The sequence below is a fragment of the Pseudomonas sp. IPO3774 genome, assembly GCF_013386835.1.
Classification (GTDB): domain Bacteria; phylum Pseudomonadota; class Gammaproteobacteria; order Pseudomonadales; family Pseudomonadaceae; genus Aquipseudomonas.
Map to the genome: position 1 here is coordinate 69,626 of NZ_JACAQY010000062.1, position 24,217 is coordinate 93,842.

The 24,217-nt window shown below is 62.3% G+C and carries 26 protein-coding genes; 8 read left to right on the forward strand and 18 right to left on the reverse strand.

Annotation, left to right across the window (positions count from 1 at the left end):
* Positions 1-36: 36 nt before the first annotated feature.
* Both HYE77_RS28055 and HYE77_RS28060 read left to right on the forward strand, forming a co-directional pair.
* The gene (locus HYE77_RS28055; protein ID WP_023658889.1) at positions 37-1,446 is read left to right on the forward strand and encodes an OprD family outer membrane porin; all 1,410 of its coding nucleotides are present in this window, start codon (positions 37-39) and stop codon (positions 1,444-1,446) included.
* Between the two features lie 164 nt (positions 1,447-1,610).
* Positions 1,611-1,844: a molybdopterin-binding protein gene (locus HYE77_RS28060; RefSeq protein WP_003215195.1), complete on the forward strand. Its 234-nt coding sequence runs from the start codon at positions 1,611-1,613 to the stop codon at positions 1,842-1,844.
* On the opposite strand, the gene HYE77_RS28065 is transcribed toward HYE77_RS28060, so the two are convergent.
* The 3 genes from HYE77_RS28065 to HYE77_RS28075 all read right to left on the reverse strand — a co-directional run bounded on the left by HYE77_RS28065 (position 1,825) and on the right by HYE77_RS28075 (position 4,035).
* Positions 1,825-2,334, reverse strand: a complete 510-nt coding sequence (locus HYE77_RS28065; RefSeq protein WP_177047183.1) for a cytochrome P460 family protein — start codon at positions 2,332-2,334, stop codon at positions 1,825-1,827. The genes HYE77_RS28060 and HYE77_RS28065 overlap by 20 nt on opposite strands.
* Complete coding sequence (locus HYE77_RS28070; protein ID WP_177070060.1) at positions 2,334-3,374, reverse strand: alpha/beta fold hydrolase; 1,041 nt, start codon at positions 3,372-3,374, stop codon at positions 2,334-2,336. The genes HYE77_RS28065 and HYE77_RS28070 overlap by 1 nt, the downstream gene beginning before the upstream one ends.
* A gap of 133 nt (positions 3,375-3,507) precedes the next feature.
* On the reverse strand, positions 3,508-4,035 hold the full coding sequence (locus HYE77_RS28075; RefSeq protein ID WP_177070062.1) for a GNAT family N-acetyltransferase: 528 nt from the start codon (positions 4,033-4,035) through the stop codon (positions 3,508-3,510).
* Positions 4,036-4,185: 150 nt separating this feature from the next.
* Between HYE77_RS28075 and HYE77_RS28080 the strand changes: the two genes are divergently transcribed.
* Positions 4,186-5,313, forward strand: coding sequence for a sensor domain-containing diguanylate cyclase (locus HYE77_RS28080; protein ID WP_177009439.1), 1,128 nt, complete (start codon positions 4,186-4,188; stop codon positions 5,311-5,313).
* A gap of 3 nt (positions 5,314-5,316) precedes the next feature.
* Here HYE77_RS28080 and HYE77_RS28085 read toward each other — a convergent pair whose 3' ends face one another.
* The 7 genes from HYE77_RS28085 to HYE77_RS28115 form a co-directional block, all read right to left on the reverse strand.
* Positions 5,317-6,993, reverse strand: a complete 1,677-nt coding sequence (locus HYE77_RS28085; RefSeq protein ID WP_008436365.1) for an ATP-binding protein — start codon at positions 6,991-6,993, stop codon at positions 5,317-5,319.
* Positions 6,994-7,133: 140 nt separating this feature from the next.
* A complete protein-coding gene (locus HYE77_RS28090) occupies positions 7,134-7,553 on the reverse strand; it encodes an organic hydroperoxide resistance protein (protein ID WP_177070063.1) in 420 nt (139 codons plus the stop codon).
* Between the two features lie 139 nt (positions 7,554-7,692).
* Positions 7,693-8,550 (reverse strand): CAP domain-containing protein, encoded by an 858-nt coding sequence (locus HYE77_RS28095; protein WP_003215212.1) that lies wholly within the window; start codon positions 8,548-8,550, stop codon positions 7,693-7,695.
* A gap of 81 nt (positions 8,551-8,631) precedes the next feature.
* Positions 8,632-9,957, reverse strand: coding sequence for an MFS transporter (locus HYE77_RS28100; protein WP_008436370.1), 1,326 nt, complete (start codon positions 9,955-9,957; stop codon positions 8,632-8,634).
* Between the two features lie 58 nt (positions 9,958-10,015).
* The gene (lhgO, locus tag HYE77_RS28105) at positions 10,016-11,209 is read right to left on the reverse strand and encodes an L-2-hydroxyglutarate oxidase (protein WP_003215216.1); all 1,194 of its coding nucleotides are present in this window, start codon (positions 11,207-11,209) and stop codon (positions 10,016-10,018) included.
* 106 nt (positions 11,210-11,315) lie between these two features.
* Positions 11,316-12,026 carry a FadR/GntR family transcriptional regulator gene (locus tag HYE77_RS28110; RefSeq protein WP_008436372.1) on the reverse strand — a complete coding sequence of 237 codons (711 nt, stop codon included), beginning with the start codon at positions 12,024-12,026 and terminating at the stop codon, positions 11,316-11,318.
* A gap of 46 nt (positions 12,027-12,072) precedes the next feature.
* Complete coding sequence (locus tag HYE77_RS28115) at positions 12,073-13,299, reverse strand: MFS transporter (RefSeq protein ID WP_177070064.1); 1,227 nt, start codon at positions 13,297-13,299, stop codon at positions 12,073-12,075.
* A 111-nt stretch (positions 13,300-13,410) separates the two neighbouring features.
* Here HYE77_RS28115 and HYE77_RS28120 point away from each other — a divergent pair, with 111 nt between their 5' ends.
* Positions 13,411-14,301, forward strand: coding sequence for a LysR family transcriptional regulator (locus HYE77_RS28120; RefSeq protein ID WP_003215222.1), 891 nt, complete (start codon positions 13,411-13,413; stop codon positions 14,299-14,301).
* Positions 14,302-14,536: 235 nt separating this feature from the next.
* The gene (locus HYE77_RS28125) at positions 14,537-15,211 is read left to right on the forward strand and encodes a GNAT family N-acetyltransferase (protein WP_003215223.1); all 675 of its coding nucleotides are present in this window, start codon (positions 14,537-14,539) and stop codon (positions 15,209-15,211) included.
* Here HYE77_RS28125 and HYE77_RS28130 read toward each other — a convergent pair.
* Entirely contained in the window at positions 15,208-15,810 is a 603-nt protein-coding gene (locus HYE77_RS28130; protein ID WP_032899501.1) for a TetR/AcrR family transcriptional regulator, read from the reverse strand. The genes HYE77_RS28125 and HYE77_RS28130 overlap by 4 nt on opposite strands.
* Before the next feature lie 92 nt (positions 15,811-15,902).
* Between HYE77_RS28130 and HYE77_RS28135 the strand changes: the two genes are divergently transcribed.
* The gene (locus HYE77_RS28135; protein WP_177070066.1) at positions 15,903-16,514 is read left to right on the forward strand and encodes an NAD(P)H-dependent oxidoreductase; all 612 of its coding nucleotides are present in this window, start codon (positions 15,903-15,905) and stop codon (positions 16,512-16,514) included.
* A gap of 335 nt (positions 16,515-16,849) precedes the next feature.
* On the opposite strand, the gene HYE77_RS28140 is transcribed toward HYE77_RS28135, so the two are convergent.
* From HYE77_RS28140 to HYE77_RS28150, 3 genes are all read right to left on the reverse strand, one after another.
* Positions 16,850-17,239, reverse strand: coding sequence for a hypothetical protein (locus tag HYE77_RS28140; protein ID WP_177070068.1), 390 nt, complete (start codon positions 17,237-17,239; stop codon positions 16,850-16,852).
* 32 nt (positions 17,240-17,271) lie between these two features.
* The gene (aroA, locus tag HYE77_RS28145) at positions 17,272-18,528 is read right to left on the reverse strand and encodes a 3-phosphoshikimate 1-carboxyvinyltransferase (protein WP_167664687.1); all 1,257 of its coding nucleotides are present in this window, start codon (positions 18,526-18,528) and stop codon (positions 17,272-17,274) included.
* Positions 18,529-18,628: 100 nt separating this feature from the next.
* Entirely contained in the window at positions 18,629-19,429 is an 801-nt protein-coding gene (locus HYE77_RS28150; RefSeq protein ID WP_177070070.1) for an isocitrate lyase/phosphoenolpyruvate mutase family protein, read from the reverse strand.
* 174 nt (positions 19,430-19,603) lie between these two features.
* On the opposite strand from HYE77_RS28150, the gene HYE77_RS28155 reads away from it, so the two are divergent.
* Both HYE77_RS28155 and HYE77_RS28160 read left to right on the forward strand, forming a co-directional pair.
* On the forward strand, positions 19,604-19,957 hold the full coding sequence (locus HYE77_RS28155; protein ID WP_177035597.1) for a DUF1428 domain-containing protein: 354 nt from the start codon (positions 19,604-19,606) through the stop codon (positions 19,955-19,957).
* Positions 19,958-20,170: 213 nt separating this feature from the next.
* Entirely contained in the window at positions 20,171-20,800 is a 630-nt protein-coding gene (locus tag HYE77_RS28160) for a lytic polysaccharide monooxygenase auxiliary activity family 9 protein (RefSeq protein WP_102369181.1), read from the forward strand.
* Positions 20,801-20,936: 136 nt separating this feature from the next.
* Here HYE77_RS28160 and HYE77_RS28165 read toward each other — a convergent pair whose 3' ends face one another.
* The 4 genes from HYE77_RS28165 to HYE77_RS28180 all read right to left on the reverse strand — a co-directional run bounded on the left by HYE77_RS28165 (position 20,937) and on the right by HYE77_RS28180 (position 24,154).
* Entirely contained in the window at positions 20,937-21,491 is a 555-nt protein-coding gene (locus tag HYE77_RS28165; RefSeq protein WP_008430812.1) for a UPF0149 family protein, read from the reverse strand.
* A gap of 87 nt (positions 21,492-21,578) precedes the next feature.
* Positions 21,579-22,832: a chloride channel protein gene (locus HYE77_RS28170; RefSeq protein WP_087692701.1), complete on the reverse strand. Its 1,254-nt coding sequence runs from the start codon at positions 22,830-22,832 to the stop codon at positions 21,579-21,581.
* 114 nt (positions 22,833-22,946) lie between these two features.
* The gene (locus tag HYE77_RS28175) at positions 22,947-23,630 is read right to left on the reverse strand and encodes an anti-sigma factor domain-containing protein (protein WP_177070072.1); all 684 of its coding nucleotides are present in this window, start codon (positions 23,628-23,630) and stop codon (positions 22,947-22,949) included.
* Positions 23,627-24,154, reverse strand: a complete 528-nt coding sequence (locus tag HYE77_RS28180; RefSeq protein WP_102369177.1) for a sigma-70 family RNA polymerase sigma factor — start codon at positions 24,152-24,154, stop codon at positions 23,627-23,629. The genes HYE77_RS28175 and HYE77_RS28180 overlap by 4 nt, the downstream gene beginning before the upstream one ends.
* Between the last annotated feature and the right edge of the window lie 63 nt (positions 24,155-24,217).

Here is a 24,217-nt window from a genome sequence, read left to right on the forward strand (position 1 = left end):
GACAGTAAAAAAATAATGTTCACAGGGGCGCAGTAAATGAAACTCTCTACATTAGCGTTGGCCATCACGGCGGCTGTCCTTGCACAACACGCCAGCGCGGACGGCTTTGGTCTTGGCTCACTCGGCACGGGTGACGGCCATAGCGGCTTCCTCGAAGACAGTCATTCTTCGATCAGTTCGCGCACCATGTACTACAACGCCGACGTTCACTCCGGCACGGCGAACGACCTGCGGGAAGCGGCTCAAGTACTGCGTTTCGACTATAAATCCGGTTACACCCAGGGCACCGTCGGCGTAGGTTTCGACGTGATGGCTTTCGGCGCGTTGCGTCTGGACGGTGGCGATGGCCACGCAGCGGGCAATGGCCTGTCGGGTAACGGCAACAGCTTCTTCCCGGTGAAGAACAATGGCACCGAGCCTGCTGACAGCTTCGGTCGCGCAGCCGGCAACGTTAAATTCCGTATTTCCCAGACTGAATTGCACGTGGGCGGTGGTTTGGCGCCGATCCTGCCGATCCTGGTGTCCAACGACAGCCGTGCCGCGCCGCAGACCTTTGACGGCGGTATCCTGACCTCCAAGGACATTCCCAACGTCACCTTCACCGGCGGCGAGCTGAACAAGGCTGAAGGTCGTGCATCGAGCAACTCCACGGGCTTGAGCGTGGCCGGTGCCACTCGCGACAGCGACAGCTTCCGTTTCGGTGGTGTCGACTACCAGCCGTTTGGTTCTTCTGACAACGTCATCGCTAAAAACCTGACGTTGCAGTACTACTACGCCAACCTGGAAGACTTCTACAAACAGAACTATTTCGGCCTGGTCCACGTATTGCCGTTGGGCAATGACCAGTCGTTCAAGACTGACCTGCGTTATTTCGACAGCACCAGCGACGGCAAAAACGGTTCGGCCGGCTATGCGTTCAACAACAACGGCGGCTATGCCAAGCACGCCGGTGAAGTCGACAACAAAACCTACAGTGCTGCCTTCACCTATCAGTTGGGCGGCAGCCAGTTGATGCTCGGCCATATCGGCGTGAGTGATGACGGTGGCTTCGTCTGGGTCAACCAGGGCAGCATCGCCGATCCAACCGCCCAAGGCGCGGCCGGTTCCGACTTCTACCTGTTCACCGACGCGGTGGTTGGCCAGTTCTCCCGTGCGGGCGAGCAGGTCAATTTCGGTCAGTACCTGTATGACTTCAGAACCCTGGTGCCGGGCCTGAAAGCCTCGATTGCCTACCTCAACGGCAGCGACATCAAGGCCAAGGTTGCCGGTGGCAGCGATCAGTCGGAACGCGAAACCGATTTCCGTCTTGATTACGTCGTGCAGGAAGGCCCGCTGAAAGGCTTCGGTACTACGTTCCGTACCGGCAGCTACCACGGCCATAACACCGGCACCGCCGACCAGGATCAGACTCGCCTGATCTTCAACTACACCTACGCGCTGTTTTAATCAGTCTTCGGTAACTGCTCCAGATGAAGGCCGCCCATTGGGCGGCCTTCTTTATTGGCGTGGGGTTCCAGCCAGAGCAGGGCGCTACAGTTGTTTTTACACAAGGCAACGTTTAACCATGCGCGGCAATTCCCAACCTACAAGTCAAGACAAGAACCGTTTCCATGAAAGTCAGTGCACGCAACGTATCCAAAGGCCAGGTCAGCCAGGTCCAGCACGGCGCGGTCAATGCCGAAGTGGTGTTGACCCTGCCCGGCGGCGAGCAGTTGGCGGGCGGTTCGAAGGTGTTTTCCATCGTGACCCGCGACGCGGTGGCCGAGTTGGGCCTGAAGCCGGGCGTGAGCGCTACGGCGTTTGTTGTTGAAAAGGGCTATTGCGCTAAGGCGCCAGCCGGGTGAACACATAATCGTGGTTCTTCACCAGCGCCTGATGGCAGGCAAAGCACGTCTCATGCTGCGCCTGGTCTACCGGCTTGCCATTGATGAACCGTCCAAAGCCCCAGCCTCCGGTCGCTGCGTATTTCTTCGAGTCCTTGACCATGAACTGCACGGTGGTCGCCGCGCCGGGAATCGACGCGGTCTTGAACTCGGGCGATTGCACGTGCTTCCAGGCCAGTTTCGCCAGCACGGTGCCGTCGGGGAAGGGCAGCGTGCCGTCGCGGTACGCCTTGAGCGCCACTTTATTGCCCAGCACCACTCGCAGTTCATTCAGCGGGTCGGCTTCCAGGGCCGGCGCGATCAGCTCCCATTGACGGTAGCCGTCGGGAATGGTCACGCCGTAGATCGGCGAAGGCTCGCTGATGGCCGGGCCGCCAAAGGCGAACCCGGTAGCGGTGGCCACCACGGCAGCTGTTGCAGCGACGAGTGCAGCAAGATGCAGGCGCTTCATCACAGGTGGTCCGCATCGATCACAGCCTTGGCAAAGGCTTGCGGTGCTTCCTGCGGCAGGTTGTGGCCGATGCCGCCGCTGATCAGCCGGTATTCGTACTTGCCGGTAAAGCGTTTGGCATAGTCCTCTGCGGCCGGGTGCGGCGCGCCGTTGGCGTCGCCTTCCATGGTGATGGTGGGTACGTTGATGGAGGGTGCAGTGGCCAGTTTCTGTTCCAGCGCAGCGTATTTTTTCTCGCCCTGCACCAGCCCCAGGCGCCAGCGGTAGTTGAAGATCGATACGGCGACGTGGTCGGGGTTGTCCAGGCCCTTGGCGCTGCGGTCGAAGGTGGCGTCGTCGAATGCCCATTTTGGCGAGGCGATCTGCCAGATCAACTTGGCAAAGTCGTGGGTGTTTTTCGCATAGCCGGCGGCGCCGCGATCGGTGGCGAAGTAGAACTGGTACCACCATTGCAACTCGGCCTTGGGCGGCAATGGGTTCTTGCCCGCGGCCTGGTTGCCGATCAGGTAGCCGCTGACCGATACCAGCGCCTTGACCCGCTCAGGCCACAACGCCGAGACGATGTCGGCGGTGCGCGCCCCCCAGTCATAGCCGCCGAGCACGGCCTGCTTGATCTTCAGCGCGTCCATGAAGTCGATCAGGTCGACGGCGAGGGCGGCCGGCTGGCCGTTGCGCAGGGTCTTTGCCGACAGGAAATGGGTATCGCCATAGCCGCGGGCGTAAGGCACCAGCACCCGGTAGCCCTGGGCAGCCAGCAGCGGCGCTACCTCGGAGTAGCTGTCAATGTCGTAGGGCCAGCCATGCAGCAGGATCACCACCGGGCCATCGGCCGGGCCGACTTCGGCGTAGGCCACATCCAGCAAGCCGGCTTTCACATGCTTCAACGGGCCGAGCGCGCTGTGGGCAGTTGCGCTGGCAGCCGCCGGTGCTTGCGCGTCCTGTGCACTGGCGACGCCGAGGGCACCGAACTGCAACAGCGCAAAGGCCAGCAGCGACGCGCCCATCAGGCGGCGGGGTGGGATGTTCAACTGTGTGTGCATGGTGAGTCTCCGGCGGCGGGTGGTGTGCCTGGCTCACAGTTGAACGTAGTTGTGTATCCCGTCTGTTTCGAGAAAACCCGTGGGTTAAAGGTTTTGTATCGCAGCGGTGTTTGGACACACTGCGATACAAAGGTCAGAGGGCCCGCCGGGCCACATACACCAGGCTCGGCGCCTGACCGGGTACATCGTCCAGCTCATCGATGTACTGCATGCCGATTTTCTCCAGCACCTTGATCGACGCTGTATGCGCCGGACGCACCACGCCGTACACCTGCGGCTGGTCCAGTTCGACAAAGGCAAACTGCAACGCCGCCCTGGCAATCTCGGTTGCAAAGCCCTGGCCCCAGGCGTTGACCGCAAAGCGGTAGCCCAGGTTGATCCGCTCAACGTCGTTGTAGGGGTACAAGGTGATGCCACCAAAGCCGATCACGCGGTCCGGCGCCTCTTGTGTGGCAATCGCCCATTGGCCGAAACCATGTTCTGTCCAGTGCAGCAGCCAGCGAGCCAGGGCGGCCTCGGCTTGGCCCAGGTCCGTCAAGGGGCCCGCCGGGTTGTAGCGGTTGGTCTCGGGATCGCCATAAATGGCAAATACACTGGCCACATCGTCGGCCGCTGCGGGCCTGAGAATCAGGCGTTCGGTGGTAATCGGGTGGGTATTCATGGGTGGACTCTGATCCTTGGAGCGAGCGAGAAGGTGTTCACCTATATTTATCCTGCTTTCGGCGCTCTAGCACGCTTGATTCAGTTGTTAGGGCTACTGGCAGGATGCCACAATGGCACTTTGTCGCGGCAGTAAGATCAGGCGGACCAAATGAATGGCCTTGGGCGTGGGCAGGACCAGGATTGCTTCATCGAGGAGCAGGTACGAACAGATCGATTGCACCAGCTGTTTCGCCAGTCATTCTCTGCAGTGTTCGGCAGTTATATGGCGGCCGCCATGCTGTGCTGGCTGTGCTGGGAACGTTTTGATCACCGGGTAATGCTGGTCTGGCTGGTGGTATTGGCGGGGACGTCGTTGCTGCGGGTGTGGATGTTCATGGACTGGTTTCGCTGCCCCAACAGTGAACGCACCCCCGCGCGCTGGGAGCGGCGCTACTGGGTAACGCTGATGTTGTCGGCCGGGGTGTGGGGCATCGGCGCATTCGCCCTGATGCCCACCGACGACCGCCTGTCCCAGGCCCTGGTGATGTTGTTCACCGTGGGCATGTCGGTCAGCGCAGTCTCGTGTTATTCAGCCTATCGCTACATGACCCTGGTCTCCATGGGCCTGGTGCTGCTGCCGTGCACCCTGTGGCTGCTGTTTCAACCGTCGTCGATGCAAGTCGGCATGGCCCTGGCGGTGCTGGTGTTCTCTTCGTTTGTCGGTGGCGCCACGCGCAAGCTGTCGGATGCCCTGGAAAAAGCCTTTCGCCTGACCCGGCAAATGGAACGAGCCCACAACATCTCCGCCCGCGCCGCGCAAACCGACGAACTCACCGGCCTGATGAACCGCCGGGCGTTTTTCGAGCATGCGCAGTTGCTCTACGAACAGTGCCGGCATAACCAGCAGCCGTTGTGCGCGCTGATGATGGACATGGACCACTTCAAGGACATCAATGACACCTACGGCCACCAGGCCGGGGACCAGGTGCTGCGCCAGATCGGCGGGGTGATCAGCGCGTCGTTTCGCCAGGCCGATGTGTACGGGCGGCTGGGGGGCGAGGAGTTTGCGGTGTTGCTGCCGGATACGTCGCTGGAGACCGGGCGGGACATCGCCGAGCAGTTGATCAAGGCCATTGCCGGGCTGACCAGCGAGCCGGTCAAGGGGTTGACCGCAAGCCTCGGCGTGGCCTGGGCTCGCGCGGTGGACCAGGACCTGCACGGCCTGATGAACACCGCAGACAAGGCGCTGTACCGCGCCAAGGCCCTCGGGCGTAACCAGGTGGCCGTCGCGGAATAGGCCTCAGCCCTTGAGCAGCGCCTTGGCCAGCACCTGTGAGACCTGGTCGGCCGAGTAGGGCTTGGGCAGGAACACCAGGCCTTCATAGCCGCTTTCCGCCAGTTCCTCGCTGTAGCCCGAGGTCAGTACCACCGGCAGGCCGGGCCGGCGGCGTCGCAGCTCCCTGGCCAGGGCCACCCCGGTGATGCCGGGCATCACCACGTCGGAAAACACCGCATCGAACCCCAACGCGTCTGCGCCGGCCAGTTCCAGCGCCTGTTCGGCATTGGTTGCCCAGGTGGTCTGGTAGCCGAGGTCCTGGAGGATCTGATTGGCAAAGCGGCCCACTTCCAGGTTGTCTTCCACCACCAGGATATGGCGCTGGGCGCATTCGGTGATCAGCCCGCAGGTGTCCGGGGTGTCACGTTGGAAGCTCTCTTCAGGTACCACTTGCGGCAAGTACAGGGTAAACACCGTGCCCTGGCCAACCTGGCTGGCCACATCGACGTTGCCGCCCGATTGCTTGGCGAAGCCGAACACCTGGGACAGTCCCAGGCCGGTGCCCTTGCCGACTTCCTTGGTGGTGAAGAAGGGTTCGAAGATGCGCTCGAACGTCTCCCCGGGAATCCCGCTGCCGGTGTCGGTGAGTGAAATGGCGATGAACGCCTGGCGTGAACCGGCGTCACCACGGATGCTCGGCAGTGCTTGATCGGCGTCCAGTCGCAGGGTCAGGCTACCCTGGCCGTTCATCGCGTCCCTGGCGTTGAGGGCGATGTTGATCAGGGCGGTTTCAAACTGGCTGGAGTCGGCGCGGATGTAGCACGGCTGCCCGGGCAGTTCGACGTGCACATGAATCCGCGCGCCAGTCACCGTCTCGAGCATCTCGCCGATGTTTTTCACCCGCAGGCCTGCATCGAACACTTCCGGGTTCAGCGGCTGGCGCCGGGCAAATGCGAGCAACTGGCTGGTCAATTTGCCGGCCCGGTCCACGGTGTCGGTGACCGCGCTCATGTAGCGCTGGCGACGCTCTTCGGACAGGCTCGGCATCCGCAGGAAGTCGACGGATGAGCGAATGATGGTCAGCAGGTTGTTGAAGTCGTGGGCCACGCCACCGGTCAACTGGCCGATGGCTTCAAGCTTTTGCGATTGACGCAAGGCGGCTTCGGTCTGGGTCAGCAGGGTGGTCCTTTCGGTGACGCGCTGCTCCAGGCTTGCATTCAGCTCGGCCAGGCGCTGGGACAAAACCACGGTGGCGGTGGTTTCGGTCACGGTGTCGAGCATGCCGACCACCTTGCCCTGTACGTCGCGGATCGGGCTGTAGCAGAAGGTGAAGTACGCCTGCTCCGGCGCGCCGCCGCGTTCGATCGTCAGCGGGAAGTTTTCGATAAAGGTGGCTTCACCTGCGAAGGCGGCATCCGCGATCGGACTGATCTCGGGCCAGGCTTCCTGCCAGATCTCGTTGAATGGCCGCCCGAGGGCATCAGGCTTGTCGCCGAGAATCGGGATAAACCCGTCGTTGTAAAGCGTGATCAGCGCAGGCCCCCAGACGATCGCCTGGGGGAAACTGGAGGCAAGGCACAGGGCGACGGTGGTCTTCAGTACGTCCGGCCAGTGTTCCAAAGGCCCCAATGGCGTATTGGCCCAGTTGTGATGCCGGACCCGTTCGGCCATTTCGCCGCCGCCTTGCAGCCAGTTTGTCATTCGGTGAACGCCTTCTTGCCACGGTTCGCTGAGGTAGGGATGCCAAGCTACAGACATCCCGGGACTCAGCCAGTTCAGCGGGATTATCCACTAGATGGCACTTTAGTGTCTCGGCCGGATAATGCTTCGCTGAGCTCCCTTCAGGCCACCGTAATCGTTACCGCGATATTGCCGCGGGTGGCCTTGGAATACGGACACGTCTGGTGGGCACGGTCCACCAGTGCCTGCGCCGCCGAGTGTTCGATACCCGGCAGGCTGACCCGCAGGCGCGCCTGCAGGTAATAGCCATCTTCCGGGCTGTTCACCAGGTCCACTTCGGCACTCACCGCCGTGTCGGCGGGCAGGCGGATGTGAAGGGTTTGTGCGGCTTTGCCCATTGCGCCGATAAAGCAGGCGGACCAGCCGGCACCAAACAGTTGCTCGGGGTTGGTGCCGGCCGCCTTGGAGCCGGGCGGCGACAGCTTGATGTCCAGGTGCAGGTCATCGCTGTGGGACGCGCCTTCACGCCCGCCGGTGGTGTGGGTTTTGCCGGTGTAGAGCACGGTGCTGTTCTGGGACATGACGGTTTCCTCGCAAGTGGCCCGGGGTGGGCCGGTGTGCACAGGAAACCGCGCCGGCGTATCCGCAATGTGTCATCGCCGGGGCCCTGCACCTCGCAGTGTGTCGCCTCGCCGGGAAGATACGTTGGGATACAAACCGTTATTGCTGCTGCACGCCAAACAAACCGGTCCAGTAGATGCCGGCATCACTTTTCGGGTCCATGGCGTAGGCGGCGCCCATTTCGCGGAACTGCGGGTTCATCAGGTTGGCACAGTGCCCGGGGCTGGCCAGCCAGCCGTCGACCACCTTGCGTGGGGTGTCCATGCCGGCAGCGATGTTCTCGCCGATCTGCTGGCCGATGTAGCCTGCCAGTTCAGCCCGGTCACCCGGGGTGCGGCCATCGTGGTCCAGGTGATCGAAGAAGTTGCCGTTGGCCATGTTGCGCGCGTGGCCGGCGGCGGCGTTGGCGAGTGCTTCGTTCCAGCTCAGGGGCGTGGTGGCGGCAAAGGCCTGGGCGCCACATTGGCGTGGTTGCTGGCGGGCGGTGTTGATCAGGTCGAGCACCTTCTTGCCTTCGGTCTGGGTCTCGCCCAGGCCGCTGGTCAGCAGCGGGCGGGCCAGCACGATGCGCCAGTCCTGGCCGCTGTTGCTCACGCCGATATCAATGAACTGCGGGTCGAGCACCACCCGGCAAAAACTTTCGCGCACGGCTTTCATCGCGGCTTCGGCGTTCCTGGGCCCGGACAGGCTGATGGCCTGGACGTTGACCATCGGGTACGCCGCCCGCGCCAGCGCCTGCTGCAAGTCGCCGACACTGTTGACCGGCAACACCAGCCGCGTGTCGCTGGCCAGCGGTGGCAATTCCTGGGAACCCTGGTTGCCGCAGCGCTGGACCTGGCTGCGGTATTGATTGATCGAGTCGACCAACAGGCTTTCTTCACCCGCCTGCGCCTGGGCGGTAAACACCAGACTGGCGGCCAGCGTCGTAAGACCCATCATCAATGACAGAACGCGCATGGACGTTTCCCTTGAGCTTGAAAGTGCCCATGATGCGCGATGAAGGGGCATCCATGCACCCGTTGGTCCGAACTTTTTGCCTCAGTTCTTGAATGCCGAGTGTTTACGGCCCTGATCGCACAAGGCGAACACCACCACCAGCAGGGACGAGATCGCGAGGATTATCACAACGCCATCAGTGGAGTGAGTGGCCGACGCCGCCACCATCGACAACGCCCCTAATGGCGCCAGGCCACCTGCGATCGCAGTGCCGATTTCCCGCCCGGTGCCAAAGCCCGAGGAGCGGGTCTGGGTCGGGAACTGGCGGCTCAGGAATGAACCCTGCGGCGCAAACATCATCGGCGCGAGGATGCCGGTGCCCACGCCAATGGCGACGTAGATCATCAGGCTTTCACCGGTATTGAGCAGCGCAAGGAACGGGTAGGCAAACAGCAGCGACAGCAGGCCGCCGAGCATCAGCACGGTCTTGCTGCTCCACTTGTCGCACAACCAGCCGAAGCATGGCACGGCGACGATGGCGATCAGGCTGGCAATGGTCACCGACAGCGACGTGACGTGCACATCGACACCCTTGAACTGGGTGAGGTAAGCCAGGGAAAAGGTCTTGAAGATGTAGCTCAACGCGTTGTAGCCAATCGCCACGAAGAACACCACGGCCAGGCCCTTGAGGTCGTTCTTGAACAGCGCCTTGAGCGGCGACGCCTTGGCCTTTGCGGTTTCCTTGCTCAGTTCCTTGAATTCCGGGGTTTCCGGGATGCTGTTGCGCACCCACAGGCCCACACCCACCAGCGCGATGCTGCAAATGAACGGAATCCGCCAGCCGCCGGCCAGCAGGAATTCATTGCCGTTGATGGTCAGCAGGTACACGGTCAGCGAAGACAGCAGCAAACCCAGGTTCAGCCCCAGCGCCGGCCATGCACCCTGGCTGCCGCGCTTGCCTTCCGAGGCGTGCTCGTAGGAAGTGACCGCCGCGCCGGACAATTCGGCCCCGGCGCCCAGACCCTGGATGATACGGATAAACACCAGCACGATCGGCGCCCAGATGCCGATGGAGGCGTAGCTGGGGATCAGCCCGATCAGTGTGGTGCACACGCCCATCATGCAGAAGGTCAGCACCAGCACTTGTTTACGCCCGAACTTGTCGCCCAGGTAGCCGAACAGAATGCCGCCGAACGGGCGCGCGATGAAGCCGATGGCAAAGGTGGAAAACGCCATCAGCGTAGCGGCTTTCGGGTCGCTGTTATCGAAGAAAATCTTCGAGAACACAATCGCCGCCATGGTGGCGTACAGGTAAAAGTCATACCACTCCAGCATCGAACCGAAGATCGTCGCGGCCGCGACTTTGCGCAGGCGTTTCCTGGTTTGCTCGGGGGTTTCAACGTCCGGGGTGCGGGCTGTAGCCGTCATTCTGTACTTCCTTATGAGTCATTATATTTATTGTCAAAGTGAGGCGTGGTGCGGTGCGTCAGTGGGGCTTGAACATGCGGTCGGCGATCATCGAGCCGATGGGAATCGCGGAGGTGGCAGCGGGTGAGGGTGCATTGCACACGTGGAGCATTCGCGGGGTCTGGGCGAACAGGAAGTCGTGCACCAGGGTGCCGTCGCGCATCACGGCCTGGGCGCGGATGCCGGCTTCATAAGGCAGCAGGTCTTCGATGTTGAGCGATGGGCAGTACTTGCGGCACTGCTCCAGGTAGCCGGACTTGAACAGCGAGTTTTTCATCTCGACGCTGCCCGAACCGAGGTTCTGCCAGATGGTTTTCCAGAAACCCGGGAAGCTCGCGTACTGCGCCACGTCGCGCCAGTTCACCGAGAATTTGCGGTAGTTCTCGCGACCCAGACCGAGTACGGCATTCGGGCCAACGGTGACGCTGCCGTCGATCATGCGGGTCAGGTGCACGCCGAGGAAGGGCAGCTCCGGGTCGGGAATCGGGTAGATCAGGTGGTTGACGATGGTGTTCTTCGATTCCGGCAAGCGGAAGTATTCGCCACGGAACGGGATGATCTGGTGGTCGATCTTGACGCCGGCCATCACGGCCAGGCGGTCCGATTGCAAACCTGCACACACCACCAGATGCCTGGCCTGCCAGCTTTCGCCCCGGGTGCTGACGGTGACTTTGTCGGTGTCCTCGACGATCGCAGTGACGGTGCGTTCCAGGCAGATTTCCCCGCCGGCGCGACGAATCACCCGGGCCATGGTTTCGCAGACTTCGCGGTAATCGACAATGCCGGTGGCGTCGAGAAACAGCCCGCCCAGCCCGACGATGTTCGGTTCGCGCTGGCGCAACTGGTCGGCGTCCAGGCGTTCGACTTTCATGCCGTTGAGCTGCGAGCGGGCGTACAGCGCTTCCATCCGTTGTACTTCCAGATCAGTCGAAGCCACCAGCAACTTGCCGCACACCTCGAACTTGATCCCGTGCTCGGTGCAAAACTGCTTGGTGGCTTCGGCGCCACGTTTGCACAAGTCGGCCTTGAGGCTGCCCGGCGCGTAGTAGATGCCGGCATGGATCACGCCGCTGTTATGGCCGGTCTGGTGTTTGGCCAACAGGCTCTCCTTCTCCAGGATCACCAGCGAGGCGTTGGGCTGGCGCTTGAGCAACTCCATCGCGGTGGCCAAACCGACGATGCCGCCGCCGATGATGCAAAAGTCATAAATCATTGTTTTGGGTACCTACGCATTTCAGTCTGCTTATCAGGTTGTCAGACTAATGGTTCTGTTAAAAAAACAGCGCGCCATCGGCACGCTTTAAACGGGTTCGGATCGGTCAATTGATAGCGGGCAGTTCCAGATGCAGGCGCCTTGCTGCGGCGCGCAAGTGAGCCTCGGCACAGGCGGCAGCGCCTTGGGCATCACCGTCGACGATGGCCTGGTAGAGCGCAGTGTGTTCCTGGGTGGCATCGGCCGAGCCGCTGACAAAGCGGGTGGCGGAGTTTTCCCAGGCGGTCTTGCGGGCGCTGGCCAGTTGGCTTCTGAGGAAGTCATGGAAGGCCACGAAATAGTCGTTCTTGCTGGCCTCGGCGATGGCGCGATGGAATTCCACATCGGCCAGGGCGGCGGCGTCGAAGTCGGCGCGCTTGTCGTGCATTTCCTGCAGGGCGGTCTTCATGCGCTGCAGGTCGGCGGCGTCGCGGCGTTGGGCGGCAATCGAGGCGGCCTGGGTTTCGATCCACAGGCGCACTTCGAACATTTGCGCCAGGTCCGGGCGGCGACCGTTTTTTTCCGGGAAGCGGAACACGGTGCCGGCCGGGGTTTGCGAGATAAATGAGCCCAGGCCACGCCGTGCGGTCAGTACGCCGTCGGCCTTGAGCTGGGCAATCGCTTCGCGCACCACCGAACGGCTGACATTGAGTTGTTCAGCCAGTTGCTGTTCGGTGGGCAGGCGCGCTTCGGGCGCCAGTTGGCCGGAGTCGATTTCTGCACGAATGGCGCTGACAACGCGCATAACGAGCGAATCAGGGCGCTGGAGCTCAAGCATAAGAAAACCTTGGTAATCAGGTTGTCAGACAATAGTCGTTACGATTTTACCTTGTCAAGACAGGTGTTACGCGGAACCGGGCGCGTAGGGCCAGGAAAAGACCTACACCAATCAGTGCCAATGCCACGCCGAACGTGGCTTGCATCCCACTTCCCACATCGCCGGGAGTGGCTGTGGAGAGGTCACCTGAAACGTGCGCAAAGACAGCACCCAATGCCGAGGCGCCCGCGATCAGCCCCACATTGCGCGACAGGTTGAGCAAGCCGGCGACTACGCCACGGCGGTCTGCCAGTACGTCGCTCATCACGGCGGTGTTGTTGGCGGCTTGAAACTGGGCGTAGCCGAGGGTGAGGATGATCAGCGGGGCGACGTACCCGGCAACCCCAAGGTTCAGCGGCGCCAGGGAGAGCAGCAGGCACCCCGCCAGCATCGCCAGCAGCCCGGCGATGGTCATCGGGCCGCAGCCGAAACGGTCGGTCAAACGTCCCGCAGGGATGCCCGTCAATGCCGAAACGCAGGGCCCGACTGCCATTGTCAGGCCCATCCAGGCAGGGTCGAGGCCTGCACCGTGGGTCAGGTAGAAGGGCCCGACCACCAAGGTCGCCATCATCACCGCCGATACCAGCGCGCTCATGGCCAGGCCAGCGCTTAGCGTTGAATCCCGTAAAGTCGACAAGAAACTGAACCCGGATTGCGCGGGCTGTAGCCCATGGCGGTCGACGCGCAGATAGCGCCGGGCGAGGGCAAATGTCAGCAAACCCAGCGGCACGGTGATGAAAAACAGCGCGCGCCAGCCAAACCCCGCGATCAACACCCCGCCAAGGCTTGGCCCCAGCGCGGTACCCATGGCCGACATCGTGCCCAGCAACCCCATGGCGCGGCCGGTGCGTTCCTTGGCCACGGTCTCGCCCACCAGCGCCATGGTCATCGCCATCATGATCGCCGCGCCCAGGCCTTGCAGGGCGCGGGCCGCAATCAACAGCCCGAGGGACGGAGCCATGCCGCACAGGGCCGAGGCAACGGTGAAGAGCAATAACCCGGCCAAGAGCAGGCGGCTGCGGCCCATCAGGTCGCCCAGGCGCCCGACGCTGACGATCACCGCAGTAATCGCCAGCAAGTAGGCGAGCACCACCCACTGCGCCGCCTGGAACGATGCATCAAACGCCTGCACCAGGCTCGGCAGGCCGACGTTGGCGATGCTGGTGCCCAAGGACGCCAGCAACATGGACAGTGACAGGGCGACGAGAGCGCCATGGGGTGCAGGTGATTTCATCAAGAGGCTCCAGGGTTTGACCGCTGTCAGAAATCTACGCCGTCACCTAACATGGCGGAAGGCGCAGCATTTGCACTTTATACGTGCGCCAAACGCCCTATGAGGTTTGCCGTGTCGACACCTGATTTCAATCTGCTGGTCACCCTGGATGTGTTGCTCGCCGAAGGCAGCGTCGCCCGTGCTGCTCAACGCTTGCGCCTGAGCCCGTCGGCGATGAGCCGGGCGCTGGCGCGACTGCGGGAAACCACCGGCGATCCGTTATTGGTCCGTGCCGGCCGCGGCCTGGTACCCACGCCGCGCGCTCTGGCGTTGCGCGAACAGGTCAGCCAGTTGGTGCAGGACGCCGAAGCGGTGTTGCGACCCGCTGCGACGCTGGATGTGAGCCAACTGGTACGCACCTTCACCTTGCGCACCAGCGACGGATTTGTTGAAAACTTCGGCCCGGCGCTGTTGACGCGGATCGCCCGGGAAGCGCCTGGCGTGCGGTTGCGCTTCGTGCACAAGCCGGACAAAGGCAGTACGCCGCTGCGCGATGGCAGTGTCGACCTGGAAACCGGCGTGGTCGACAGCAGCGCCAGCCCCGAGGTGCTGACCCAGGCGCTGTTCCGCGACCGGTTTATCGGCGTGGTGCGCAAGGGCCATCCGCTCAGCCAGGGCGAAGTCACGCCGCAGCGCTTCGCCGAAGGCCAGCACATCTACGTGTCCCGGCGCGGCCGTGATCAGGGCCAGATCCATCAAGCCCTTGAAGCGCTCGGGCTGACCCGGGACGTGGTGACCATCGTCGCCGGCTTCTCTACCGCCCTGGCCCTGGCCCGCAGCACCGACCTGATCGCCAGCGTGCCGGAGCGGCATACCGCCAACCTGCACAGCGACCTCTACCGCTTTGCGCTGCCGTTCGTGTTCCCGGACTTCACTGTATCGATGCTCTGGCACCCGCGCCTGGACGCCGACCTGGCCCATCGCTGGCTGCGCGGTTGCCTGCGGGAGGTATGTGCGCAATGAGCCGAGCCCGGACATCCAGCTCCCCTGTGGCGAGGGAGCTTGCTCCCGCTGGGCTGCGAAGCAGCCCCAAAACCTGCATCCTGTTTCCCGCGAAAAGAACGCGGCGCGCTTAATGGGGCTGCTACGCAGCCCAGCGGGAGCAAGCTCCCTCGCCACAATGGGTGCTTGCGGGTCCACGGCGGCCCTTCAGCAGGTACAATCCGCCGGGCCTTAAAATGAAACACCAGGAATTCAAATGTTCAGCCTTACCCATTACGAAACCCCATGCCCCGAGCCGATCAACGCGCAGATCCTGCAGATGGTGGTCGACTACCTGACGGACATCAGCATGGTCGCCATCCCGCCAAGCAACCTGCTGTACAACGTCTACCAGTACGCCATCGGCTACGAGGTGCACCTGTACCTGGAAGCGCTGGGCGGGTCCAAGGGCATTGCGGTGGAATTGATCGTCGCGCTGGACGCGCAGGAGCAGGTGATCGGCTTCCTGCTGTACCTGCCGGTGAAGGACGATCCCGAGGCGTGCGGCGTGGCTTACATGGCGGTGCACGCCAGCCATCGGCGCAAAGGCGTGGCGCGGGCGATGATGCAGGACATGCTTGCCCGCTACCCCCATGCCGAACTGACCTGCGCAGTGGAGAAGGTCCCGGCGTTCGAGTCCATGGGCTTTCAACTGCGCGGTGTGCGCGGTACCCAGGTGTTGATGAACACCCGCGACTACAGCACTGACGGCTTGATGGGGTTGCTGGATGTGGCGTCGATCTACAGCTCGCTGGAGGTGCGGCAGATCCACACCTACCTCCTGCAAAAGCACGGCAAGCGGGCGATGGTCGATGCCGAAAAACAGCGTGATCGTCACTTCGACCAGATGACCCACAAGGCTCGGATGTTCGTGCACGCAAGGCTGGGCTAACGCGCTCCTCGACTCACCATCGACTTGATGCTCGCAAACAGCTCCTCTTGCGCCTCCAGCGGGCTGATCTCCCCGCTGGCCGCAGCATGGGACAAGGCGTCCGCCGCGCCCAGCATTGCGCGTAAACCGGGCTGGCCAATCACACCGTCCACGGCAAAGGGGGCGAGGGCATCGCGACACTTGCCGAGGAAAATCACGTCGTACTCGCGTTTGATGGTTTCCAGTTCCGGGCTGCCGGCCAGGGCCGCAATCACTCCCGGAATTTCCCGCCCCTGCAACAACACACAGTCGACATAGCACGAGGCAATCACCCGGGCGCGATCATCCAGGGTGGGTTCGCTGGCCTCGATTGCAGCGGCAAACACCTGGTTCTGCCGCGCGTCGAAATCTTCATACAGCGCGGCCAGCAGCCCCGCGCGATCGCCGAAATGGTCATACACCACCGGCTTTGTAACGCCGGCCAATTCGGCCAGATGCCCGAGGGTCAGCGCGTCGGTGCCTTCTTCGCGCACCAGTTGCCAGGCCACGTCGAGCAACTGGCGTAGCCGGTCATCCCGGGACAGGCGACGGCGAGGGGCAGGGGATTGATCGCTTGACATGCTTATATACCAAAAGTAACTTACCAACGGTAACTTAGCTCAAGCCTACTCAATTTGCCTGCTCATCGCCACCCCCCGAAGGAGTCATTGCCATGCATGCGCTGATCGTTGTTGCCCATCACGACCCACAATCCCTCACCCACAGCCTCGCCAAACAGGCTGCTGCCGGCATCACTGCCGCAGGGCACACCTTCGAGATCGCCGACCTCGCCGCTGAAGGTTTCGACCCGCGTTACAACGCCGCCGACCATAAAGTGCACCGCACCCGCGCCACGCCGCCGGCCGACGTACTGGCCGAACAGGCCCGACTCGACCGCGCCGACGCCTTGGTGCTGGTGTTCCCGATCTTCTGGTGGTCGATGCCGGCCTTGCTCAAGGGCTGGATCGACCGGGTATTCGTCAACGGTTGGGCGATCGACTACAGCCTTGAAACCAAGGTGGTGAAAAAACTCGGCCACTTGCAGGTGCACTTACTGGGCGTTGGCGGGGCGGACGAAGGGGTGTTTGAACGCCACGGCTATGCCGACGCCATGCGCACGCAAATCGACCATGGGATCTTTGATTACTGCGGTGCGAAAGTGCTGACATCCGAGCTGCTGCTGGACTCGGAAAGCGGCGCTGCCGAACAGCATCTGGAGACGGCGACGAAGTTGGGGCGACAGCTGTTCGTCACCCTGGAGCCTTGCGAATATGAAGCCAATTAAATGTCGCGCTGCAAGGAACTGTTGTTTGATTTATGCCACGCAGAGTGAGCTGGCTGCATTGGTAAGCTCAAATAACCTGCAGTGAGAAATGATTATGACAGTTTCAATATTCCCAATTTGGCAATGAACGCCCCGTATGTCCCGAAGGATGACCCAAAGCAGGACGAATTCACGGGCCTGAATGAAGAACAACAACAGCGGCACACCAAGTATCTCGAAATGAGCTTGCGTGACCTGTTGGCCGGGCACGGAACGGAAATGAAGCTGGTAGGCGGTGGCAGGCTTATCTGGTAGCCGACACCTGCGGCGGGGTCGGGCTGGATCGCCAGGTTGCTTCACTGTTGGCGAAACAAGTCATGAGCATCCAGCAATCGATACGCAATCTCCGGGCGCTTCTCCATGCCCTTGCGAATCGCCGCTGGAATCGACTGCCGGGTCTTGCGACACAACCCCGGCAAGTCATCGATAACGATCTGAATCCCGCGCATCGTCTTCACTTCCGTATGGCCCGGCGCGATATGCACGCGAATGCCCAGTTGCTGATACATCAGCTGTTGCATGCGCTCAAGATCGTGCAGGCTTTGCAGGTTTTCGAGGCGTTCGAGCAGGCGTTTTTCTTCCTGGCGCGTCAGGTGCAGGATGCGTGCATCGGCGCCGGGAAGGTCGAGCAGTTGCTCACGATTGCAGTCGCAGACGCCGGGTGGGCAGGGTTGGCGAATCGTCATGCAGTCTCCCTCCCGTTACCGGCGCCGGCGGCTTACCAGGTCAGATGGACCCCAAGGCTTTCCAGCTCTTTCCAGTACTCAGGATAGGTCTTACCGACGCAGTCCGGGTCCTGAATCCTGATCCCCGAGACCTTCAAGCCCGCCAAGGCAAAGCACATCGCGATGCGGTGGTCGGCGTGGGTGTCGATCAGCGCGTTGCACGTGGTGCCCGCCAGGGCCGGATCGCTGGCCACCAGCAAATCATCACCTTCAATGGTCGCCAGGCCTGGGCGGATTTCATTCAGACCGTCATGCAGGGCCTGCACCCGGTCACATTCCTTGACCCGCAGGTTGGCCAGTTCGGTGAAGCGTACCGGCGTGTTGTTGAACGCGGCCAGTACGGCGAGGGTTGGAATGGCATCCTGCATCTGCGAGCCAATGACCACCGGCTGCATCTGCGGAAATTGCGCGATCACTGCCTGGGCCTTGGCGTCGGGCTGGGTGAAATCCTGTGGGGCGACACCGAGGTCGATGCGGCCACCGGTCAGCACTTCGGCAGCCCACAGATAGGTGGCGGCGGAAGCGTCAGGCTCGATCAGGTAGTCGTGTGCGGTGTAGCCGGTCGGGGCCACGCGCCAGGTGCTTTCATCGACGATGTCTACCTGGGCACCGAAGGCGCGCATGCAGTCCAGGGTCAGGTCGACATAGCCACGGGCGCCAATGTCCTTGCCGGTCAGTGCCACTTCAATCGGGGCTTCGCCGCACGCCGCCAGCATCAGCAGCGCCGACACGTACTGGCTCGACAGGCCGCCGTCGATCTCGAAACGCTTGGCTTGCACGCGGCCAGTGCCATGGACGGTCACGGGTGGGCAACCGGTAGGGCTGTCGACCTGGATGCCATTCTGGCCGAGGGTCGCCAGCAGCGGGCCGATCGGGCGTTTTTGCATGTAGGCGTCGCCGTCCAGCACCACGGTGCCTTGTACAGTGGCCACGGCAGCGGTGAGGAAGCGCATCGCCGTGCCGGCGTTGCCGAGGAACAGCGGCTGCGCCGGCAATTGCAGCTTGCCCAGGCTGGTGACGACGAACGTGGTGTCGTCCGGTTCATCGATCACCACGCCCATCTGCCGAAGGGCCACCGACATGTGGCGAGTGTCATCGCTTTTCAGCGCGCCGCTCAGGCGGCTGGTGCCCTTGGCCAGGGCCGCCAGCAGCAGGGCACGGTTGGTAATGGATTTGGAGCCGGGGGGCGCTACCTTGCCGTTCAATGGAAAGTTGGGCGGTGTAACGGTCACGGTTTTCTGCGAACTCAAGGTACAAGGCTCCTGCTTCAAGGCGGGTGGCGTTTGGCGGACACGAATAATCGGCCAAACACGCTACCGTTGTCGAGCGGGGATCGTTGAGAGTCGCGGGTTATGGCGCCATGCGGCCATTCATGTCGCCATAGGTGAACGCCTTGAGCGCGTGCGTATCCAGTTGCCCGCTACGCAGGAAACCTTCGGCCAGGCTGTGCATGGCGCCATACAGGAATTCGGCGATGCTCGAGCCGGCCGTGAGGCGGCGTACGCCCAAGGCTTGCAGCGTCTCGGGCGCGGGCAGGCCGGCCCAGGCCAGCACGTTGACTGGCAAGTTGGTCGCCTGGCAGAGCTGCTGGATTTCGTGCTCCAGGTGGATGCCGGCGGCAAACAGCCCGTCGGCGCCTGCGCCCTGGTACAACGCGGCGCGCTTGAGGAGTTCTTCAAGGCCCTGTGGCTCCGGGGCCAATCCTTTCAAATACACGTCGCTGCGGGCATTGATAAACAGCTTCACGCCACAGTTGTCCGCCACACGACGGGCGACTTCGATCTTGCGGGCCAGCAGTTCAGGCGTGCCGGCACTGTCCTCGATGTTAATCCCGACGGCACCGGCGTCGATCACCGCCTTGATCACCCGGCCCACGTGCTCCGGGTCGTCGGAATAACCGGCCTCGATGTCCACGCTCAGCGGCACGTCAATCACCCGGGCGATGGATTGCACGGTGCTGACCAGCAGCGGCAGCGGCAGCTGATTGCCGTCCTTGTAGCCATGGGTCCAGGCGACTGCGGCGCTGCTGGTGGCGACGGCCTGGCTGCCCAGTTGCGCCACCAGGCGCGCACCGCCGGCATCGGCAACGTTGGGCAGGATCAGCAATTGGGCGTGGTGCAGGGCGTGGAAGGCGGTGGCGTGGGCGGTCATGGCGGGTCAGTCCTTTGAGTGGGCTTTGTTGTTGAAGGCGCCTGTCATATCAAGAATCGGCCCGGCATCGCAATCGATAACACACCACTGGTCGACATTTCCCACGTTGATGTCGATTGAGCGCCTGATGGATCGACTACAAGCACAACAACCCGTCGAATCAGGAGAGTGATCATGTCTTACGTAGATGGCTGTGTGATCGCGGTGCCCACCGCAAACCGCGAACAATTCACCCGGCATGCCAAGGCCGCCGCCGTGGTGTTCAAGGAACATGGTGCGCTGAATATCATCGAGTGCTGGGGCGATGACGTGCCCCAGGGGCAGGTGACCTCGTTTCCCATGGCGGTCAAGCTCAAGGAGGATGAAACCGTGGTGTTTTCCTGGATCGTCTGGCCGTCGCGGCAGGTGCGTGACGCCGGGATGAGCAAGGTGATGGAAGACCCGCGCCTGAAGGCAGACGTCAATCCGATGCCGTTTGATGGGCAACGGATGATCTATGGCGGGTTTGAGATGATCCTGAACACCTGAGGCCAGGCGTTCATGGACGGCGGCTGTAGTCCGATCGCCTGTCGCAGGGTAGGACCGACGATAACTCTGGTGCAAGACCAGTGCGAAAGCTACGCAAAAACAAGGACATGACGCGATTTGTCTGACAGAACCGTCGGGTAGACAACCCGGTGAGGTGGGCTAAGTTCAAGGCGCTTCCCATGAGGGGAAGTCTTCAATCAAGGAGTGACTGAAATGAACAAACCCCAGACTCAACTCAGGCATGGTCGCGTTGTGACACCCGCCAGCCGTGGTTCGGTGGCGGTAGAGCGTGGCCTGCTGGAAAACTGGCAAGTCAACGAAATGGAAGGCGGCAAGAACTTCCCGGCCCTCAACGCCGGGCCGTTTCCGGCACCTTACGAAACTGACGATCAGAGCGTCACGCCCCCCGCCGACGGGCACATCCTCAGCGGCGGCAAGACCGATGCCCGCGACTGTGTGAACTTCACCGACGAAGAAATGGGTAAGAAGCTCAACACCCCGTTTAACTGGCCGTTGTTGAATGTTGAAGCCGGCCAGGTATTCAAGGTGCAGTGGGCTTACACCGCCGCGCACGTGACCCGTGGCTATCGCTGGTTGATCACCAAGGACGGTTGGGACCCCAAGCAGCGCATCAGCCGCGCTCAACTGGAGCCCAAACCGTTCTTCGAGGACTTCTATACCCAGGTGCCATATTACCAGCACTCGGCTGAACTGAAGGCCAAGGTTGAACATCAGGTGACATTGCCCAAGGGCAAGAAGGGCCGGCATGTGCTGGTGTTGATGTGGATCGTGGCCAACACCGGCAATGCGTTCTATCAGGCGTTTGACGTCGATTTCAACTAGCGGCAACTGAACCCGGAGGCAAAACAAAAAAAATGTGGCGAGGGAGCTTGCTCCCGCTGGGCTGCGGAGCAGCCCTAAAAATCTAGGGCGCTTCGCACCCCAGCGGGAGCAAGCTCCCTCGCCACAGGTGTTGCGTTCAGCGCTGGGCCAACCAGTAGTCGTGCAACGCACGGGCGGCCGGTTCGATAGCGGCTACCCGTTGCTGATGGGCATTTACATCCAGGTCTGCCGGCAGTTCAAAGTTGTCCTGCTCGGCGCACCAGGAAATCTTCTCCAGTTGCCCGGCCTGTTCGGCAGGCAGCTCTGGCCAGTTGCCGATAGCGGCGCCACGGATATAACCAAAGCACCATTCTTCCGCCAGGGTCAGTGGCTGGTCCTGATGCTCGGTTTCCTCGAAACGTGCCTTGAAACCCTGGGCGTCGGTCGCCAGTTGCGTGGCAATGGCGTTCATATGGCGCACGCACAATTCAAGGAACTGGCCAGCTTCTTCCGGGCTTTCCCAATCCGGGTTCTGCCCACCAAAGATACCGGGGAACCATTCGGCAACCTCCACCTGCGCGGGGCTTGAAACCAGGGCGGTGAAGTAACCGTCGAGCTCGGCCAGGTTCAGCACCGAGTGGTCGTCGCCGTACTTGAGCAGGGTGTCGTCGATGAACTCGAAATCGGCGGGGGCGAGGGGTTGGTCGTGCATGGGCATATCCTTTGTGCGTGGAACGCCGCTGATGGGGCGGCTTAAAGCGCGGAGGATGGCGCGTGTCGGGGTTTTAATCCAGCTTCTTCAACGCTTTTCCCACAGGACGCACAGCTTGCTCATGCACATCGAACCTGCCACCGCGAGAATGATCGGCACCAGGAAGTCATGGTCGATGCGGGTGAATTCCGCCACCAGCACGATTGCCGTCAACGGCATGCTCATGCTCGATGCCAGGAACGCCGCCGCACCGATGATCGCGAACGCCCCCAGCGGCACGCCGGGCCACAGCAGGCTCCAGGCGCCGCCGAGGATGATGGCGAGCAGGGCGCCGTTGGCCAGCGCCGGGGTCAGCAAACCGCCTTCGGCACCGGCGCGCAGGCTGCTCGCAGTGATCAGTACCTTGACCACCAGCAGCACCGCGGCGAGGCCGATGGTCAGCTCATTGTCAAAGCCCAGTTGCGCCGGGCCCTTGCCGTTGCCGAGGATCTGCGGCAGGAAAATCGCCAGGCCCCCGATGATCGTGAAGTTGATCAACGACAGTACCGGCAACCGCCAGCCACGGGCGGCGTTGCTGCGGGCCGCGCCGGTCAGCCGGTTGAATCCGTAGGCGGCCAGGCCAAACACCGGCCCGCAGGCCAGCGCCCAGGCGATCAAGCCAGGGCTGAGCACAAAGTGCGGCACCACGTATTGCGCCTCTGCGCCCAAGCCAATCCAGGCCACCGACGCGCCGATGGCCGAGGTGGCCAACGCAATCACTGCCGCCGGCCAACTGAACACACCCACCAACACTTCGAGCACAAACACCGCGCCGCCCAACGGCACGTTGTACACCGCCGCCAGCCCGGCGCCCGCACCGCAGGCGACGATCAGCCGGTGCATGTCCGGCGCCAGTCGCGCCCGCTGTGACAACCAGGTGGCGGCCAGCGCGCCGACTTCCCGTGGCGCCACTTCACGGCCCAATGGCGAGCCGAGGGCCACAGTGATGATTTGCAGCACGGCGTGGGCGAGGGTGGTCTTGGGCGGCATGATCGGTGCCTGGGCGGAGACCGCTTGCTTGATGCTCACCAGTGGCCGGCCATAGCGGTAGATCAACCACCAGCCCACACCGGCCACCAGGCCACAGGTGATCAGCACCAGCACCCGGCGTTCGGGCGCGGCGGCGGTGACGCCGAGCAAAAAGGTTTCATGGCTGATCAGGCTGTCGAGGCTGTAGCCGTAGGCCAGATGCTGGATGCCGTGCAGCAGCAAGGCGAGGAGCATGCCGCCCAGGCCGGCGCCGATGCCGGTGAAGATGACGACGAGTGCGAGAATCAGCAGCGAACGGGTTTTTGAGGGCATGAAGGGTCCAGGGAGCCGGGTTTCCGAGCCCGATTCTATAGCGCAATGGTGACGCGATAGCCCCGAGATGTAATGCATATGCGCGAACTGGCCTTCCACAACATTGCATTACGTTCAGATTACTTTAACGGCCCGGCCAATTGCCTGAATCGGACCTGTCGGCTTGCCGGTTTTCGACCCGCCGGGATTTTCCAGGGTCAGCTCAAACAGCTGGTTCGGCGCCAGTGGCGGGAGTTTGTCCAGTGGCACAGACAAGGTCTGCCCAGGCTTGACCAATCCCAGCGACACCGGGCCTTGCCAGTCTTCGCCCTTGGTCCAGAACTGCAGCGTCTTGTCTGCCGGTACTTCCATGATGCCCAGGGGAATCAGCTGGATTTCCTGGGTATTGCTCGCCTGGATTACCCAGCCCGGCGCCTGGTTTTGCGGGGCTACCAGCACCACTACATAAGCGGTCGGGTTGATGGCGGCCGTACGGGTCAACAGCAGTGTCGCCAATATCAGGCTCGCCGCTATGCCGGCACCGGCCAGTCCGCGCCACAACGCCAGCCTGTTCCACCATGAGACCGGCGAGTCCCGGGTGGCTGAATGCCCCAGGCTGCGCTCGATGCGTCGCCATAAATACACCGAAGGCGTTGCCGGGGCGGCCTGTTCAGTCAGTGGCAGCAGGCGCTGTTCCCAGGCGTCCACTGCCGCACGCAAGTCGGCATCGGTGGCCAGGCGCTGTTCCACCTCGGTGCGTTGCCCGGTGGGCAAGGTGCCCAGCACATATTCGCTGGCCAGTTCGTCGATGCTGTTCATGCCATGCACTCACGCAATGCCGCGAGGCTGCGTTTGATCCACGCTTTCACGGTACCCAGCGGGGTGCCGAGTTTGTGCGCGATTTCACTGTGGGAATAACCATCTACATACGCATGCAGGATGCAGTTGCGGCGGGCCGGGTCGAGTTGTTCGAGGCAGCTGTAGATCCGCGCCGAGTGCGCCTGATAGTCGAAGGTGTCAGCGCGCTCTGCGCTTTCATGCTCTTCGCTGAGGGGCACTTCGCGTCCATTGCTGCGCACGGCATTTAGCGCCAGGTGCCGGGTCACGCTGTATACCCAGCCGCGGGCCGAGCCTCTGTGCGGGTCAAAACTGGCCGCGCCGTTCCAGACCTTGATGAAGGCGTCATGCACGATATCTTCGGCCACCGCCTTGTCACGCACGATGCGCAACGCGACCCCCAGCAGCCGGCTGCTTTCCTGTTGATACAGCCGGCGCAAGGCCGGTTGTTCGCCACGGGCGCAGGCCAGCAGGCAGGCTTGATAGTCAAAATCGGCTTCAGGCAAAGACAGGTTTCCAGGTGGAGGCCCCGGCGGTGAGCCCGGGGCGCTTTCGCAGCAGCGTAGACG